Raw genomic sequence first — 13,857 nt, forward strand, 5'->3', positions numbered from 1 at the left:
TAAAGCGACTTAAAGCGACCGGGCTTGCATCACGCCCGGGAGCTGATTCCCCCGAATCCCTTGCGCCGCGACTGGCCGGTGGGGCCGTAAAGTGTGCTGCCCGCCGCTTCCGACAGGAAGTTGATGGCCTTCTGATTATGCTCCAGACGCATGTTAATCATCAGGCCGTTCATGCGGTTTTTCTGCCGTGCCTGTTCGGCTAGCGTGCGCATGTCGCCCCAGTCATCGAGGCACTGGCTTTCCTGGGCGGCGCGTTCGGCGCCGCGCAGTCCTTCACCATGGCCCGAGGCGCGCTGAGCGGCTAGCCGGGCTTGCTCGTACTCTTCCATTTCCGCGGCAATGCGCTGTTTGTCGGCGGCAAGGCGCGACAACGCCTCGCCGTCGATTTGCCCCTGGGCAAGTTGCAGGTGCTCTTCGTCGAGCAGCGCGACGAACGATTCCAGGGCCGCCTTCTGGCGGCGCAGGCATTCACGGTAGTTCATGGAAGCTTCTATCCTCACTCGCCGAGCAGGTCTCGTACGCTCTGGATGAGACCATCGGCAATCTTGTCTGAACGAATATCGAGGCGGCCCTCGCTGATGGCCTGCCGAATTTCCGCAACGCGTGCCGTATCGATATCCTGGCCGGCATCGCCGGAAGCGGCCTGGCTGAGGGTGGTCACTGTTGCGGCAGTGGCGGGCGCGGTGCGCGTGGTGTCACTTACGGTTGACGTGCTGTTGCCGGACTTTTCCTGTCCCGGCAAGCGGGTCAATGACTGCAATGTGTCGATTTTCAAGGTTCTGGTCTCTTGAAAGCGGGCTTGTAGGAAGTATCGGCGCTGCAGGCCAAAGCTTTAGGGAAACTGCTCATAAATGTTTGCGCAGATGAGTTTCTGCGCTTCGAGCCCCTTGAGCGGCATGCGGCGCCGGTTTCCGGTAAAACAACAAGTCTAGCGCGTCGGCTAAAGGCTTTCGATAGCGACGTTGAATCGCTCAGAAGACGACATTGAGCCGGCTCTCTCCGCTTACCTGGGCATGCAGGATGTTGCCATCATCGGTGCGCACCCGTATCGAGGTGCCCATGCCGCCACTTTCAAGCGCCTTCGCCTCGCGAGTAATCCGAAACCCCGCCCCTTGCGCCACCAGAGTAACCGGCTCGCCACGCCTGACCAGATAACGCTCTCTTACCATCGAAGACTGCAAAGCGGTGCCGGCGGGGATGCGCCGAGTGGTGACGGCGCCGATGAGGGTTTGCGGGTCGTCCAGCCATTGCCGGGGCAGGCGGCTCTGGTCGGCGGTGTGCCACTCGAACATGTCCCGAGTCACCGTCGTGCCGGGGGCGATATCGCGGCTGGCGACCAGGTGGCGCGTGTTGATCGCCACCGTGGCTTGCATATAGCGCCGCTGTTCGCCGCACTGGACCCCGACGGTGACACGCCCCTGGGGCGGGCCTGAGCGAGGCAGAAACGGCTCGGGGTTGGCGCACTCCGGCAGGCGTGCCGTCGAGGGGCGTACCTCCACGCTGATATCTTCGCCTTCGGCCTGCGCATACAGAAACTCCTCGACCGCATTGATGACCGCCTGGTCGCTGGCCAGCGCGATGGGCGCCCAGCTCAGCGCGGCGATCAGGGCCATGAGAGGCAAAGCCACGATATGCCCGGCCAGATAAAGCGTCTTTCGCCCTTTGCGTGTGCTGGGTTGCGCCATGATAAGCCCCTCTTGCGCTGCCGATGTTCTGGCATGACATGCGCCGAGGACATCCAGGCGCACTGATGGGAAACGATTCTAGGCGCTGAGCGGGATTGCCAAAGGCGGAAATGACGCGCAATTGAGAGCCTGTTCCGGCGTTTGGGGTGACAGGGGGCGGGCTATTCTCCAGCCTGCACATCCTCCCGAACGGCGCGGGCCGCTGGAGACAAGACACCGGGACAGCAGGGATACCAAGAATGATCGATAAGCTTGACGGCGCACTGCGCTATCACCAGGAAGCACTCAATCTGCGCGCGGAGCGGCAGCAGGTACTGGCCGGCAACATCGCCAATGCCGATACGCCGAACTACAAGGCGCGCGATTTCGATTTCGCCAAGGAACTCGACCAGGTGATGACGCAGGGGCGGTCCAGTGCCAACGCGCTGTCGCTGAACACGACATCGAGCCGCCATGTGCCTGCCCAGGCCCACGGCGCGGGACTGGGGCGCGAGCTGCTCTACCGCGTGCCGGATCAGCCCAGTCTGGACGGTAACACCGTCGACATGGATCGGGAACGCAGCAACTTCACCGATAACGCAGTGCGCTATCAAGCCAATCTGACCATTCTCAGCCGTAAGATCCAAGGGCTGAAAACTGCAATGCAGCCGGAGTAAGCCCTATGTCGATGTTCAGTGTCTTTGAAATTTCCAGTTCGGCGATGAGTGCCCAGGCACAGCGCATGAACGTGACCGCCAGCAACCTGGCCAATGCCGACAGTGTGGCCGGCCCCGATGGCGAGGCCTACCGCGCCAAGCAGGTGATGTTCGAGACCGTCTCCCAGGGGGCGCATGGCACCGGTGGCGTGCGTGTGTCCGAGGTGGTGGAGGACGAGTCTCCGCTGCGTCTTGAATATCGCCCCGAGCATCCCCTGGCCGACGAGCAGGGCTATGTCTCGATGCCCAACGTCGAGCCGGTCAATGAAATGGTCAACATGATTGCCGCCTCGCGCTCCTATCAGGCCAACGTCGAGGTGCTCAACACCAGCAAGACGATGATGCTCAAGACCTTGACCATTGGCGAAGGCTAACGGAGACGCGACATGGCTAGCCCTATCGGCAGCAGCACCCTTGCCAACATCAATAATGTCGGCAGCACTGGTACCACCGGCACGGATACCGCGGGAGAGCTCAACGACCGCTTCATGACGCTGCTGATTACGCAGTTGAAGAATCAGGACCCGATGAGTCCCATGGAGAACGCGGAATTGACTTCGCAGATGGCGCAGATCAATACCGTCAGCGGCATTCAGGAACTCAATACCACGCTGGAAGGCATTACCGGACAGATCGAAGCGGGACAGTCACTGCAGGCCACCGCGCTGATCGGTCAGGGCGTACTGGTGCCGGGCAATGAGATCCGTGTGGGCTCGGACGCTGACGGCAATGTCGTGGCAACGCCGATCGGTATTGAGCTAGGAACCGATGTCGACAACATCAAGTTTACGATTACCGACGGTTCGGGCCAGGTGGTGGCACAACGCAACACCGAGTCGGTCAAGGCGGGCGTTCAGTCGTTCTACTGGGATGGCGTGCTCGATGATAAATCGAAGGCCGCTGATGGAAATGTTTATAAGGTTAGCCGCGTCGAGGCCACCGTGGGTGACGAGCCGGTGTCCTCCTATACCTTGCTCAACTATGGGCTGGTCAGCGGTGTGATGAAAGGTGACGGGGAGCCGCTGCTCGACCTGGGACCGAACATGGATGACGTCAAGCTGGCGGATGTCCGTCAGATTCTATAACCAATGACAGTGATGAGCGCAGTATGCATGCGCGCTGTCACCACTTGATTGCCTGTCACTTTATAAATTAAGGAACTGAATCATGGGCTTTTCACAAGCATTGAGTGGGGTCAACGCAGCCTCCACTCAGCTCGACGCCATCGGCAACAACATCTCCAACTCCCAGACCAAGGGCTTCAAGAGCTCCTCGGTACAGTTTGCCGACGTCTTCGCCGGCAGCCAGGTCGGCTTGGGCACGCGGGTCGCCGGTGTGCTGCAGAATTTCAACAACGGCACGCTGGAAACCACCAACCGCGATCTGGACCTGGCGATCAGCGGCGACGGTTTCTTCCGTTTCAATCAGGGCGGGCAGGTCGGCTATTCCCGCAACGGCCAGCTGACCATGACCAGCGACGGTTACCTGGTCAACGCCCAGGGCGCCCAACTGACCGGCTACAACGTCAGCAACTTCAATACCGTCAATGCCGCCATCCCGACCGGTGGCCAGGCCGAGCTGATCCAGCTGCCGGCGGACTCGATGGTCGCCCAGGCAACCACGAAGTCCTCGGCGGGTGTCGATCTGGATGCCGGCGATGAAATCCCGACCGAAGCATTCAATGCCGCAAACGCCTCCACGTACAACTACAGCACCTCAACGACTTTCTATGACTCATTGGGTAATTCCAACAACCTGCAGATGTATTTCATCAAGACGGGTGACAATGCCTGGCAGGTCGAATCAAGGGTGGCGCTAGGGGCGAGCAGCTCTTGGTCGAATACTGTTGAAGCTGACGGAAACTATCCAGCAGGCTTTGCCCCAACAAAGAATGGTACAGAAGAATTTACTTACGATGATGTTGATTATGTCGCTACGGTCACTGGCGGATCAACGGTAGGCGGTACGTTTCAAGGTGGAACGATCTCTTATCAAGCCAAGCTTGAAACAGCAACTCTCGAGTTTGATAGCAATGGTAAATTAAAGACGGCTTATAACGGCACTGCTGGTGCGCCTGTTACAAAAGCTGACGGGGTCGGAGAAAACGTCGTAGAGTTTGCTTTCAATGGTGCTAATGGTGCAGCTAAGACGAACTTTACCTTCGATTTCTCCGGTTCCAGCCAGACCGCCCAGGATTACGCCATCAACTCCCCGCAGCAGGATGGTTACGCCTCGGGCCAGTTGGTCGGCATCCAGATCGAGGATGACGGCACCATCGTCGGCAACTACTCCAACGAGAAGTCCATCGACCTCGCCCGCGTGGCCTTGGCCAACTTCGGTAACAAGGAAGGCCTGCAGTCGATTGGCGACAACATGTGGGCCGAGACCGGCAGCTCCGGCGCTGCGGTGATTGGCGCCGCGGGGGTAGGCAAGTTCGGTACCATCGAATCCGGCACGCTGGAAGCCTCCAACGTCGACCTGACCAAGGAACTGGTGGACCTGATCATCGCCCAGCGCAACTTCCAGGCCAATACCAACACCATCAAGACGCAGGATGAAATTCTGCAGACCGTGGTCAACCTGAAGTAATCCGTGGGCCCGGCCAGTGTTGACACTGGCCGGGCGCGTGGGCTTTCTTCCGTCTTGCCAGAGCGACTCGTGACATGGATCGGATCATCTATACCGCCGCCAGCGGCACCAAGCAAATCATGGATAAGCAGGCGGTGGCCAACCATAACCTGGCCAATATCTCCACGCCGGGCTTTCGCGCCCAGTTGGCGGCGATGCGCGCCGTGCCGGTGCAGGGCGATGGCTTGCCGACCCGGACCACGGTGGCGGCGACTACCCCCGGCTATGACTTCACGCCCGGCAATTTCAGCCCCACGGGCCGCACGCTGGACGTGGCCCTGAAAGGGCAGGCGTGGCTGGCGGTCCAGACGCCCGAAGGCGGCGAAGCCTATACCCGGCGCGGCGATCTGCAGGTCGATGCCAACGGTTTGCTGACCAGCATGGACCGCCCGGTACTCGGGGAAGACGGGCCGATCATCATTCCGTTGGGGGCCAATGTCACCATCGGCGCGGACGGCTCGATCAGCGCTATCGAGCCGGGCCAGAGCCCCGACACCATCGCGCCGATAGCGCGACTGAAGTTGGTCACACCGCCCCAGGAACAGCTGCAGCGCGGTGAGGATGGGCTGTTTCGCCTGCCGCCGCCTGCCGGAGAGGACGTTGCCGCGGCTCAGCCCCTCGATGACCAGGCGCGCCTGACCTCCGGCGCGCTGGAAGGCAGCAATTTCAGCGCCACCGACGCCATGGTGGCGATGATCGATAGCTCGCGCAGTTACGACATGCAGATGAAGGTCATCGAAAGCGTCGATGAGAACGCGCAGCGAGCGAACAACATATTGTCGTTACAGGGTTAAAAACGCCCGAGCCTGGATGCGGCGCGACGTGACGCAGACAGCACAATGAACAACGCAGGAACACCATCATGATCAAATCGTTGTGGACGGCCAAGACCGGTCTCGAGTCGCAGCAGACCAAGCTGGATGTCATTTCCAACAACCTGGCGAACGTCTCGACCAATGGCTTCAAGCGCTCGCGTGCCGTGTTCGAGGACCTGCTGTACCAGAACATGCGCCAGCCGGGTGCCCAGTCGTCGGTGGTCAGCAACCTGCCTTCCGGCATGCAGGTGGGCACCGGGGTACGTCCGGTCGCCACCGAGCGTCTGCATAGCCAGGGAGGGCTGCAAAACACCGAGAACTCCAAGGATCTGGCGATCAACGGTAAAGGTTTCTTCCCGGTACAGCGCCCCGACGGCACGACGGCATATACCCGCGATGGCAGTTTCCAGGTCGACCAGAATGGCCAGATGGTCACCGCCAACGGCTACCCCATCGAGCCGGCGATCATCATTCCGCAGGACGCCTTGTCGGTCACCATCGCGCAGGACGGCATCGTCACGGTGACTCGCCCGGGCACCACGGAGAGCGCCCAGGTCGGCCAGCTGATGCTGACCACCTTCGTCAACCCGACGGGGCTGGAAAGCATCGGCGAGAATCTCTATCTCGAAACCGACTCCTCCGGGCCGCGCAACGATCTCATGCCGGGCATGGATGGGGCGGGAACGCTGTATCAGGGCTACGTCGAGACATCCAACGTCAATGTGGTCGAGGAGATGGTCAGCATGATCGAGACCCAGCGCGCCTATGAAATCAACAGCAAGGCCGTGGAAACCTCCGATCAGATGCTGGCGCGCCTGGCCCAGCTTTAATGCACTCTAGCGAGAACGATGCTGATGCCCCGACAGGAACATGACATGCAGGCACACCGCCTCTTCGCACGGGGACTGCGCGTAGGGCTGATCGTGGCCATGACCTGTCTGGTCGTGAGCGGTTGTGCCCAGATTCCGCGCCAGTCCGTGGTGACGGAACCCGCGCCCATCGTGGTGCCGGAGCGCCCGTTGCCGCAGGCCAACGGTTCGATCTTTCAGGCCCGTTATGGCAATCAACCGCTGTTCGAGGACCGCCGGCCACGTTCGGTCGGCGATATCCTGACCATCGTCCTCGACGAACAGGTCAGCGCCAGCAAGAATTCCGCGTCCAATGCCACCCGCAATGGCAGCATCGGCCTCGATCTCGGCCAGGTGCCGGATGTGCTCGATTTCCTCTCGGAGTACGGCACCGATCTCGAGGGCGAGAACGTTTTCAGCGGCTCGGGCGGCTCCAATGCCAATAACACCTTCACGGGGACCATTACGGTGACGGTTCTCGATGTCGTGCCCAACGGTAACCTGGTGGTGCGCGGCGAGAAGCAGATCGCCATCAACCAGGGGACGGAGTACATCCGTTTCTCGGGGGTCGTCAATCCGCGCACCATCACCGCTCAGAACACCGTGGCGTCCACCCAGGTGGCCGAGGCGCGTATCGAGTATATCGGTGACGGATACATCAACGAGGCCCAGCATATGGGCTGGTTGCAACGCTTCTTCCTTAACGTGTCGCCTTTCTGATGAACATGCTCAACGTTTTCCGTCTCGCTCGTCCTCTTTCGCTCATTGTCGCGGCGCTGTTGCTGATCATGGCGGCGACACCGGCGCATGCCGAGCGTATCCGCGATCTGGCGTCGTTCGCCGGGGTGCGCGATAACCCGCTGGTCGGTTATGGCCTGGTGGTCGGCCTGGATGGTACCGGCGATCAGACCATGCAGGCCCCGTTCACCGGACAGGCCCTGACCAACATGTTATCGCAGTTGGGCGTGACGGTGCCGGCGGGCACCAATATGCAGCTGCGCAACATTGCGGCGGTCATGGTCACCGCTCAGTTGCCGCCGTTTGCGCGTCAGGGGCAGGAGATCGACATCGTGGTGTCCTCCATGGGTAACGCCAAGAGCCTGCGTGGCGGCACGTTGCTGATGTCGCCGCTCAAGGGGGCGGATGGCGAAATCTATGCGTTGGCGCAGGGCAACTTGCTGGTCAGCGGCATGGGGGCCGAGGCGGGCGGCAGCAGTGTCCAGGTCAATCATCAGGCGGTCGGGCGTATCGTCGGCGGTGCGATTGTCGAACGCGAGGTGCCGTTGAGTCTCGGGCGTGGCGACGGCACGCTGGATCTGTATCTCAACGATGCGGATTTCGGAACCGCGCAGCAGGTCGTCGATGCCATCAACGCCGAGTTCGGCCCAGCGGTTGCGGCGGCGCTCGATGGACGCGTCGTGCGCATGAAAACGCCTGCCGACAGCAATTCGCGGGTCAACTTCCTGGCCCGTGTGGAGTCGCTGCAGGTCACGCCCGGCACTGGCCCGGCCAAGGTCATCATCAACTCGCGCACCGGTTCCGTGGTGCTTTCCAGCGCCGTAACGCTGCAGCGTGCCGCCGTGGCGCACGGCAACCTGTCGATCGTCATCGATTCCAATCCGCAGGTCAGCCAGCCCAACCCGTTGTCGGGTGGCCAGACGGTGGTGGTACCCAATGCCGATATTACCGTTCAGCAGGAAAGCGGTGCCTTGCAGGTCGTGCAGTCCAGCGCCGATCTGGTCGATGTGGTCAATGCACTCAACGCGCTGGGGGCGGATCCCCAAGATCTGATGTCGATCCTGCAGGCGCTCAAGGCGGCCGGGTCGCTACGCGCCGAACTGGAGATCATCTGATGAGCATGGGAGAGCTGAGCAACCAGTTTGCACTCGATATGCAGGGCATGCAGCGCCTGAAGCATACGGCAAAGACCGCGCCGGAACAGGGCGTCAAGGAAGCCGCGCGGCAGTTCGAGGCAGTCTTCCTGCAAATGATGCTCAAGAGCATGCGCGATGCCACGCCGCAGTCGGGATTGTTGAATAGCGAGCAGACGCGTTTCTACACGTCGATGCTGGATCAACAGTGGTCTCAGCATCTTGCCGGGCAGGGTATCGGTATCGCCGAGCAGATCGTCAGTCAGCTCGAGAGCAGTGGCTTGGTGCCGGGGCTAAGCGCGAACGACAACCTGATTGCCGGTATCCCTCGGGGCACGCCACGCGTGTTGCATGATGCCCTGGTCAGCGATGCCGAGCTGCCCGAACTGAGCAAGGAAATCGCCGCTCTCGAGGCGCGTGCCGAGGCGCCCATAAGCGAGGGCGAGTTGTCAGAGCTCGAGACCGAGACCGAGAAGACCACGGCCAAGCGGGCGGCGCATGTCGAGGCCTTCCTGAGCCAGTTGCAGGCACCGGCGCAGGCGGCGTCCCGCGCCACGGGCGTGCCCGCCGAGCTGATTCTGGCCCAGGCCGCGCTGGAAACCGGCTGGGGCAGTCGCGAAATTCCCACCGCGGATGGCGGTAACAGCCACAATCTCTTTGGCATCAAGGCGGGCAGTCGCTGGGAAGGGGACGTCACGCAGATTACCACCACCGAATACATCGATGGCCGGCCTCGCAAGATAGTCGACGGCTTCCGCGTCTACGCCTCCTTCGAGGAGGCCTTCACCGACTATGCTCGCCTGATCGGCAACAATCCGCGTTATGCCGAGGTGGTGACGGCAGCCACGCCTCAGGACGCGGCGCGTGCGTTGCAATCGGGAGGCTACGCCACCGACCCGAAATACGCCGACAAGCTGATTTCCATCATGGCGCAGGTTGGCGATACGGCGGAGCCGGCGCGTGCGGTTGCCCGCAATACGTCAGCGGCCAGCGAGTCGCCTTTCAGTCTCGAGCGGGCGCCGACACAAATTTTTTAATTCCACTCAAGCTTGAAGGGTCAAGCCGGCGCTATTTTGGCCGATAACGACTATCAGAACAGAATGATACGCGCTGGCGTGACAGCCATTAGCGCCTCTGCCCAGGAATCCCGAGATGAGTATTTTTTCCATCGGCTTGAGTGGCCTTAGCGCGGCCCAGTCCGCCCTGGCGACCACCAGCAACAATATCAGTAACGTCTATACGCCGGGCTATAACCGCCAGTTGACGATTCTGGGCGAGAGCGGCACCAGCGGTTCGGTGGGCATGGGGGTGTCGGTGGACGACACCCAGCGCCAGTACAACCAGTATCTCACTACCCAATACAACCAGGCCAACAGCGCCACCAGCGCGTTGTCTACCTATCAGGCCCAGGTGAGCCAGATCGACAACCTGCTGGCGGATAGTGAAGCGGGCCTGGCACCGCTGATGCAGGATTTCTTCGCCGGGTTGGAAGACCTGACCGGTGCGCCGTCCGATCCCGCCGCGCGCCAGGGGGTGCTGGGCACCGCCGACAGCATGACGGCCCAGTTCCGCGCCTTCGACAGCTACCTCGAAGACATGCAATCGGGCATCAATAGCCAGATCAAGGATACCGTCACTCAGGTCAACAACACCGCCGAGCAGGTCGCCAATCTCAACCGCGAGATCAGCCTGGCGCGAGCCAAGACCGGTGAAGAGCCTAACAGCCTGCTCGACCAGCGCGATCAACTGGTCTCCGACCTCAACGAGCTGGTGGGCGTGAGCCTGACCGTGCAGGACGGCGGCAGTTATACCCTGTCGATCGGCAACGGCCAGCCTCTGGTCGCCGGCCAGAAAAGCTTTGCCCTGGAAGCCACGGCCTCGTCCGAAGACCCGACCCGTACCACGGTGGGCTATCGGGATGCGGGGGGCAGCCTGCAGGAGCTCGACGAGTCGCTGATCACCAAGGGCGAATTGGGGGGACTATTGACGTTTCGTAGTGAAACGCTGGATGGCGTGCAGAATCGCCTGGGACAGCTGGCGGTAAGTGTCGGCGGCAGCTTCAATGCCCAGCACGGCTTGGGTGTGGACCTCAAGGGGGAGCCCGGCGGGGAATTCTTTTCCATCGGTGAGCCAAATGTCATTTCCAATACCAATAACAATGGCGATGCGGTGCTGAGCGGTGAATTCAGTGATATTAATGCTGTCACCGCCAGTGACTACCGGGTCACGGTGACGAGCGACGATGAATATCAGATTACCCGCCTTTCCGATAACACCGATTTAGGCTCGTTCGCGCTCGAGGACAACAAGTTCAGCTTTGACGGTGTCACCCTGGAGCTTTCTGAAGGGGCTGCCCAGGCAAACGACACGTTCCTGGTTCAGCCCACCCGCCAGGCCGCCGGCCAATTCGAAGTGCAGATACGCGATACTTCCAAGATCGCCGCTGCACAGTCAGATGCCACCGGCGACAACCGCAACGCTATGGAGCTGCTGAATCTGCAGCAGAACAAGACGACGGTCGGCCAGAACGCCAGCTTCAGCGACGCCTATGCCTCGCTGGTCAGCGAAGTGGGTAACCGTACCAATATCGTTCAGGTCAACCTCAGCGCCCAAGAAGGGCTGACGGAACAGCTGCGCGCCTTCCAGCAGGCCGAGTCCGGCGTCAATCTGGATGAGGAGTTTGCCAATCTGGTCAAGTATCAGCAGTTCTACCAGGCTAATGCCAAGACGATCGAAGTCGGGGCGACCATCCTCGACAGTATTCTGGGTCTACGCGCCTGACGCGTGTGATGAATTGATGCCAGGGTGCGCCGCATAGAAGCAGCGGCCCTTATTGAGGAGAGCGTCATGCGTATCAGTACCGTGACCATGTTCGAACAAAGCGTGTCGTCGATGAACCGCCAGCAGAGCAACTTCATGCAGGTGGGGCAGCAGATCGCCACCGGACGCCGTGTGGTCAGTCCCTCCGATGACCCGCAAGCGGCCTCGCGCGCCGTCGGCGTGTCCCAATCCTCGGCCGTGAACGAGCAGCAGAAGGATAGCCGGATATCGGCGCGCAACGCCTTGAGCCAGGAAGAAAGCGTGCTGGGCAGCGTCAGCGATGCCATTGCCAGCGCCAAGACCCTGATCGTCCAGGCCGGCAACGGCACCTTGAGCAACGCCGATCGCGAAGCCATCGCTTCCGAACTCAACGGTATCTACGAAACCCTGATCGGACAGGCTAACGCCACCAACGGCAATGGCAGCTACCTGTTCGGAGGCTATCGCGACAGCGCACCGCCTTTCGTCCGCAAGGATGGTGCAGAGAGCGACGTCGAGTATGTCGGGGATCGTGGAGTCAGAACTCAGCAGGTCGATGCCTCGCGCCAGATGGCGGTGAATGACACCGGTGAGAGTATCTTTAATAGTCTCCAGAATGGCGCGGGATATACCGCAACGGCAGTGCCTAAAGAGGATAGCGAGGGTAATCTGACCTTTACCGGGCCGACGGTTACCGACTCTAGTGCTGCCAGCAAGGCCGACGCGTTTGTGGTTTCATTTTCCGTCAGCGTGGATGCAGAGGGTAACAGCACCACGACGTATTCCACTGATGGTGGCGCTACTCAAACGGCTTACAGTGATGGTAAGACCATCGATGTCAACGGTTTATCCCTGACGCTGGAAGGCCAGCCGGCGGATGGCGATAGTATCTCCGTTGGCCCCGCCGAAGAGCAGTTCACCAGCATCTTCGATACCCTGAAAAGCGCTCTTGACGTACTCAAGAACCCGGTGGATACCGATGCGAAGCAGGCGGCTCTGGAGAACACCCTCTCCACCGTTAGCCGTCAGTTGGATGGATCCCTGGATAATGTACTGACGGTGCGGGCCTCGGCCGGTGCGCGCCTCAATGAGCTGGATGTGCTGGATACCGTCGGCAGCAACCGCAACGTGAGCTATGAGCAGACGTTGTCGGATCTGGTCGATCTCGACTATAACAAGGCGCTTTCCGACTATGCGCTGCGTCAGGTAGGGTTGCAGGCCTCGCAGAAGGCCTTTGTCGATGTCCAGGGGATGTCGCTGCTCAACTTCCTCAAGTAAGGCGATTCCCACCCCTCGTCCATAGACAGATTGCCCGCCATTCGGCGGGCAATTGCGTTGGGGCATGGCGTCGGGCGCGATTCAACGTGGATCAGTCAATGGCGGGGTTCATCTGCTCGACCAGAGCCTGCATGAAAACCAGCGTGTCGCCGAACAGGCCTTCCAGAAAACGCGCCAGATTGGGCATCAGCACCATCAGCAGGATCAACCCCACCAGCAGCGTCATGGGGAAGCCTACCGAGAAGATCGACAGCTGCGGCGAGGCGCGGTTGAGTATGCCCAGCGAGAGGTTGATGGTCAGCAGCGAAGCGACCAGCGGGATAGCCAGTAGCAGGCCGGAAGAAAATATCGTACCGCCCCAGCGGGCCAGGGTTTCAGCGAATGAGGCGTCCAGTGGCGTATTGCCGATCGGCAGTGTCTCGAAGGTTGCCGCCAGAATCTCGATAGCCATCAGGTGGCCATTGAAGGCCAGATACATCAACAATGTCAGCATCTGCAACAGGCGCGACAGCACCATGGTATTGCCGACATCCGGGGCGAAAAACGTGGCAAAGGCCAGGCCCATCTGTAAGCCGATGTACTCGCCGGCCGCCTGTACCGTGGCAATCATTATGCGCAGTACGAGGCCCATGGCGGTGCCGATCAATAATTGTTGAACCAGGATGCCGAAACTCTCGATCGAAAACAGCGGAACCTCGGGCAAGGCCGGCAGGCTCGGGGCGATAACCAGCGCCAGTACGGCGGCCAGGCCGATTTGAACCTGGCGTGGAACGCTATTGCCTCCCCATAGCGGCGAGGCGGCAATAAACGCCATGATCCGGACGAAGGGCCACAAAAATAGCAGTAACCATCCCTGCAATTGATCAAAAGTGATATCGATCACGATGCGTCAGTTGACCAGGTAGGGAATGTTGTGAAATAGCTCGCGAGTGAAGTCGACGATGAGCTGTATCATCCAGGGGCCGGCCAGGATCAGCCCGGCGAACACACCCAGAATCTTGGGAATGAAGGACAGCGTCATTTCGTTGATCTGAGTGGCCGCCTGGAACAGGCTGACCAGCAAGCCGATCAGCAGAGCCGTCAACAGTAGCGGCCCCGCCAGCAGGAGGGTGACCTTCATGCCTTGGTAGGCCATGCTCATCACGGTTTCGGGCGTCATCGTCAATCTCCGGCCTCGAAGGCCATGTTGTCGCAGGTGTCGGCGAAGAATCTCGAGGGTGGTATCGAAGCGTTGTTTG

General features: G+C 60.6%; 16 protein-coding genes. 11 read left to right on the plus strand and 5 right to left on the minus strand.

The genetic code is table 11. The annotated features are described in order from the left end of the window. Positions 1 to 29: 29 nt before the first annotated feature. The 3 genes from ACW4DH_RS06605 to flgA form a co-directional block, all read right to left on the minus strand. Complete coding sequence (locus ACW4DH_RS06605) at positions 30 to 482, minus strand: flagella synthesis protein FlgN (protein ID WP_459635582.1); 453 nt, start codon at positions 480 to 482, stop codon at positions 30 to 32. Between the two features lie 14 nt (positions 483 to 496). Continuing rightward, positions 497 to 775 carry a flagellar biosynthesis anti-sigma factor FlgM gene (gene flgM / locus ACW4DH_RS06610; RefSeq protein WP_459635583.1) on the minus strand — a complete coding sequence of 93 codons (279 nt, stop codon included), beginning with the start codon at positions 773 to 775 and terminating at the stop codon, positions 497 to 499. 196 nt (positions 776 to 971) lie between these two features. Beyond that, entirely contained in the window at positions 972 to 1,685 is a 714-nt protein-coding gene (flgA, locus tag ACW4DH_RS06615) for a flagellar basal body P-ring formation chaperone FlgA (protein ID WP_459635584.1), read from the minus strand. A gap of 239 nt (positions 1,686 to 1,924) precedes the next feature. Here flgA and flgB point away from each other — a divergent pair, with 239 nt between their 5' ends. The 11 genes from flgB (at position 1,925) to flgL (ending at position 12,619) form a co-directional block, all read left to right on the plus strand. Then, positions 1,925 to 2,341, plus strand: coding sequence for a flagellar basal body rod protein FlgB (gene flgB / locus ACW4DH_RS06620; RefSeq protein ID WP_459635585.1), 417 nt, complete (start codon positions 1,925 to 1,927; stop codon positions 2,339 to 2,341). Positions 2,342 to 2,346: 5 nt separating this feature from the next. Continuing rightward, complete coding sequence (gene flgC, locus ACW4DH_RS06625) at positions 2,347 to 2,754, plus strand: flagellar basal body rod protein FlgC (RefSeq protein ID WP_459635586.1); 408 nt, start codon at positions 2,347 to 2,349, stop codon at positions 2,752 to 2,754. A 12-nt stretch (positions 2,755 to 2,766) separates the two neighbouring features. Continuing rightward, complete coding sequence (locus ACW4DH_RS06630; RefSeq protein WP_459635587.1) at positions 2,767 to 3,465, plus strand: flagellar hook assembly protein FlgD; 699 nt, start codon at positions 2,767 to 2,769, stop codon at positions 3,463 to 3,465. An 82-nt stretch (positions 3,466 to 3,547) separates the two neighbouring features. Then, positions 3,548 to 4,969: a flagellar hook protein FlgE gene (locus ACW4DH_RS06635; protein WP_459635588.1), complete on the plus strand. Its 1,422-nt coding sequence runs from the start codon at positions 3,548 to 3,550 to the stop codon at positions 4,967 to 4,969. Between the two features lie 74 nt (positions 4,970 to 5,043). Then, positions 5,044 to 5,802, plus strand: a complete 759-nt coding sequence (locus ACW4DH_RS06640) for a flagellar basal body rod protein FlgF (RefSeq protein WP_459635589.1) — start codon at positions 5,044 to 5,046, stop codon at positions 5,800 to 5,802. Between the two features lie 68 nt (positions 5,803 to 5,870). Then, a complete protein-coding gene (flgG, locus tag ACW4DH_RS06645; protein WP_459635590.1) occupies positions 5,871 to 6,653 on the plus strand; it encodes a flagellar basal-body rod protein FlgG in 783 nt (260 codons plus the stop codon). 99 nt (positions 6,654 to 6,752) lie between these two features. After that, a complete protein-coding gene (locus tag ACW4DH_RS06650) occupies positions 6,753 to 7,391 on the plus strand; it encodes a flagellar basal body L-ring protein FlgH (protein ID WP_459635953.1) in 639 nt (212 codons plus the stop codon). 68 nt (positions 7,392 to 7,459) lie between these two features. Then, the gene (locus tag ACW4DH_RS06655) at positions 7,460 to 8,524 is read left to right on the plus strand and encodes a flagellar basal body P-ring protein FlgI (RefSeq protein WP_459635954.1); all 1,065 of its coding nucleotides are present in this window, start codon (positions 7,460 to 7,462) and stop codon (positions 8,522 to 8,524) included. Beyond that, the gene (gene flgJ, locus ACW4DH_RS06660) at positions 8,524 to 9,579 is read left to right on the plus strand and encodes a flagellar assembly peptidoglycan hydrolase FlgJ (RefSeq protein ID WP_459635591.1); all 1,056 of its coding nucleotides are present in this window, start codon (positions 8,524 to 8,526) and stop codon (positions 9,577 to 9,579) included. Before ACW4DH_RS06655 ends, flgJ begins: the two co-directional genes overlap by 1 nt. Positions 9,580 to 9,694: 115 nt before the next feature. Continuing rightward, positions 9,695 to 11,323 carry a flagellar hook-associated protein FlgK gene (gene flgK, locus ACW4DH_RS06665; RefSeq protein ID WP_459635592.1) on the plus strand — a complete coding sequence of 543 codons (1,629 nt, stop codon included), beginning with the start codon at positions 9,695 to 9,697 and terminating at the stop codon, positions 11,321 to 11,323. Between the two features lie 66 nt (positions 11,324 to 11,389). Continuing rightward, positions 11,390 to 12,619 (plus strand): flagellar hook-associated protein FlgL, encoded by a 1,230-nt coding sequence (gene flgL, locus ACW4DH_RS06670; protein WP_459635593.1) that lies wholly within the window; start codon positions 11,390 to 11,392, stop codon positions 12,617 to 12,619. Positions 12,620 to 12,710: 91 nt separating this feature from the next. Here flgL and fliR read toward each other — a convergent pair whose 3' ends face one another. Then, on the minus strand, positions 12,711 to 13,502 hold the full coding sequence (gene fliR / locus ACW4DH_RS06675; protein ID WP_459635594.1) for a flagellar biosynthetic protein FliR: 792 nt from the start codon (positions 13,500 to 13,502) through the stop codon (positions 12,711 to 12,713). A 6-nt stretch (positions 13,503 to 13,508) separates the two neighbouring features. Continuing rightward, complete coding sequence (fliQ, locus tag ACW4DH_RS06680; protein WP_459635595.1) at positions 13,509 to 13,778, minus strand: flagellar biosynthesis protein FliQ; 270 nt, start codon at positions 13,776 to 13,778, stop codon at positions 13,509 to 13,511. Positions 13,779 to 13,857: the final 79 nt, after the last annotated feature.

This window comes from Halomonas sp. WWR20, from assembly GCF_054602495.1.

Coding starts and splice junctions, on each gene's coding strand:
- flgC (WP_459635586.1), top strand. CDS start 2,347: ATGTCGATGTTCAGTGTCTTTGAAATTTCCAGTTCGGCGATGAGTGCC.
- ACW4DH_RS06655 (WP_459635954.1), top strand. CDS start 7,460: ATGGCGGCGACACCGGCGCATGCCGAGCGTATCCGCGATCTGGCGTCG.
- ACW4DH_RS06630 (WP_459635587.1), top strand. CDS start 2,767: ATGGCTAGCCCTATCGGCAGCAGCACCCTTGCCAACATCAATAATGTC.
- ACW4DH_RS06650 (WP_459635953.1), top strand. CDS start 6,753: ATGACCTGTCTGGTCGTGAGCGGTTGTGCCCAGATTCCGCGCCAGTCC.
- flgG (WP_459635590.1), top strand. CDS start 5,871: ATGATCAAATCGTTGTGGACGGCCAAGACCGGTCTCGAGTCGCAGCAG.
- flgB (WP_459635585.1), top strand. CDS start 1,925: ATGATCGATAAGCTTGACGGCGCACTGCGCTATCACCAGGAAGCACTC.
- flgA (WP_459635584.1), bottom strand. CDS start 1,685: ATGGCGCAACCCAGCACACGCAAAGGGCGAAAGACGCTTTATCTGGCC.
- flgK (WP_459635592.1), top strand. CDS start 9,695: ATGAGTATTTTTTCCATCGGCTTGAGTGGCCTTAGCGCGGCCCAGTCC.
- ACW4DH_RS06635 (WP_459635588.1), top strand. CDS start 3,548: ATGGGCTTTTCACAAGCATTGAGTGGGGTCAACGCAGCCTCCACTCAG.
- fliQ (WP_459635595.1), bottom strand. CDS start 13,778: ATGACGCCCGAAACCGTGATGAGCATGGCCTACCAAGGCATGAAGGTC.
- ACW4DH_RS06605 (WP_459635582.1), bottom strand. CDS start 482: ATGAACTACCGTGAATGCCTGCGCCGCCAGAAGGCGGCCCTGGAATCG.
- flgJ (WP_459635591.1), top strand. CDS start 8,524: ATGAGCATGGGAGAGCTGAGCAACCAGTTTGCACTCGATATGCAGGGC.
- flgL (WP_459635593.1), top strand. CDS start 11,390: ATGCGTATCAGTACCGTGACCATGTTCGAACAAAGCGTGTCGTCGATG.
- ACW4DH_RS06640 (WP_459635589.1), top strand. CDS start 5,044: ATGGATCGGATCATCTATACCGCCGCCAGCGGCACCAAGCAAATCATG.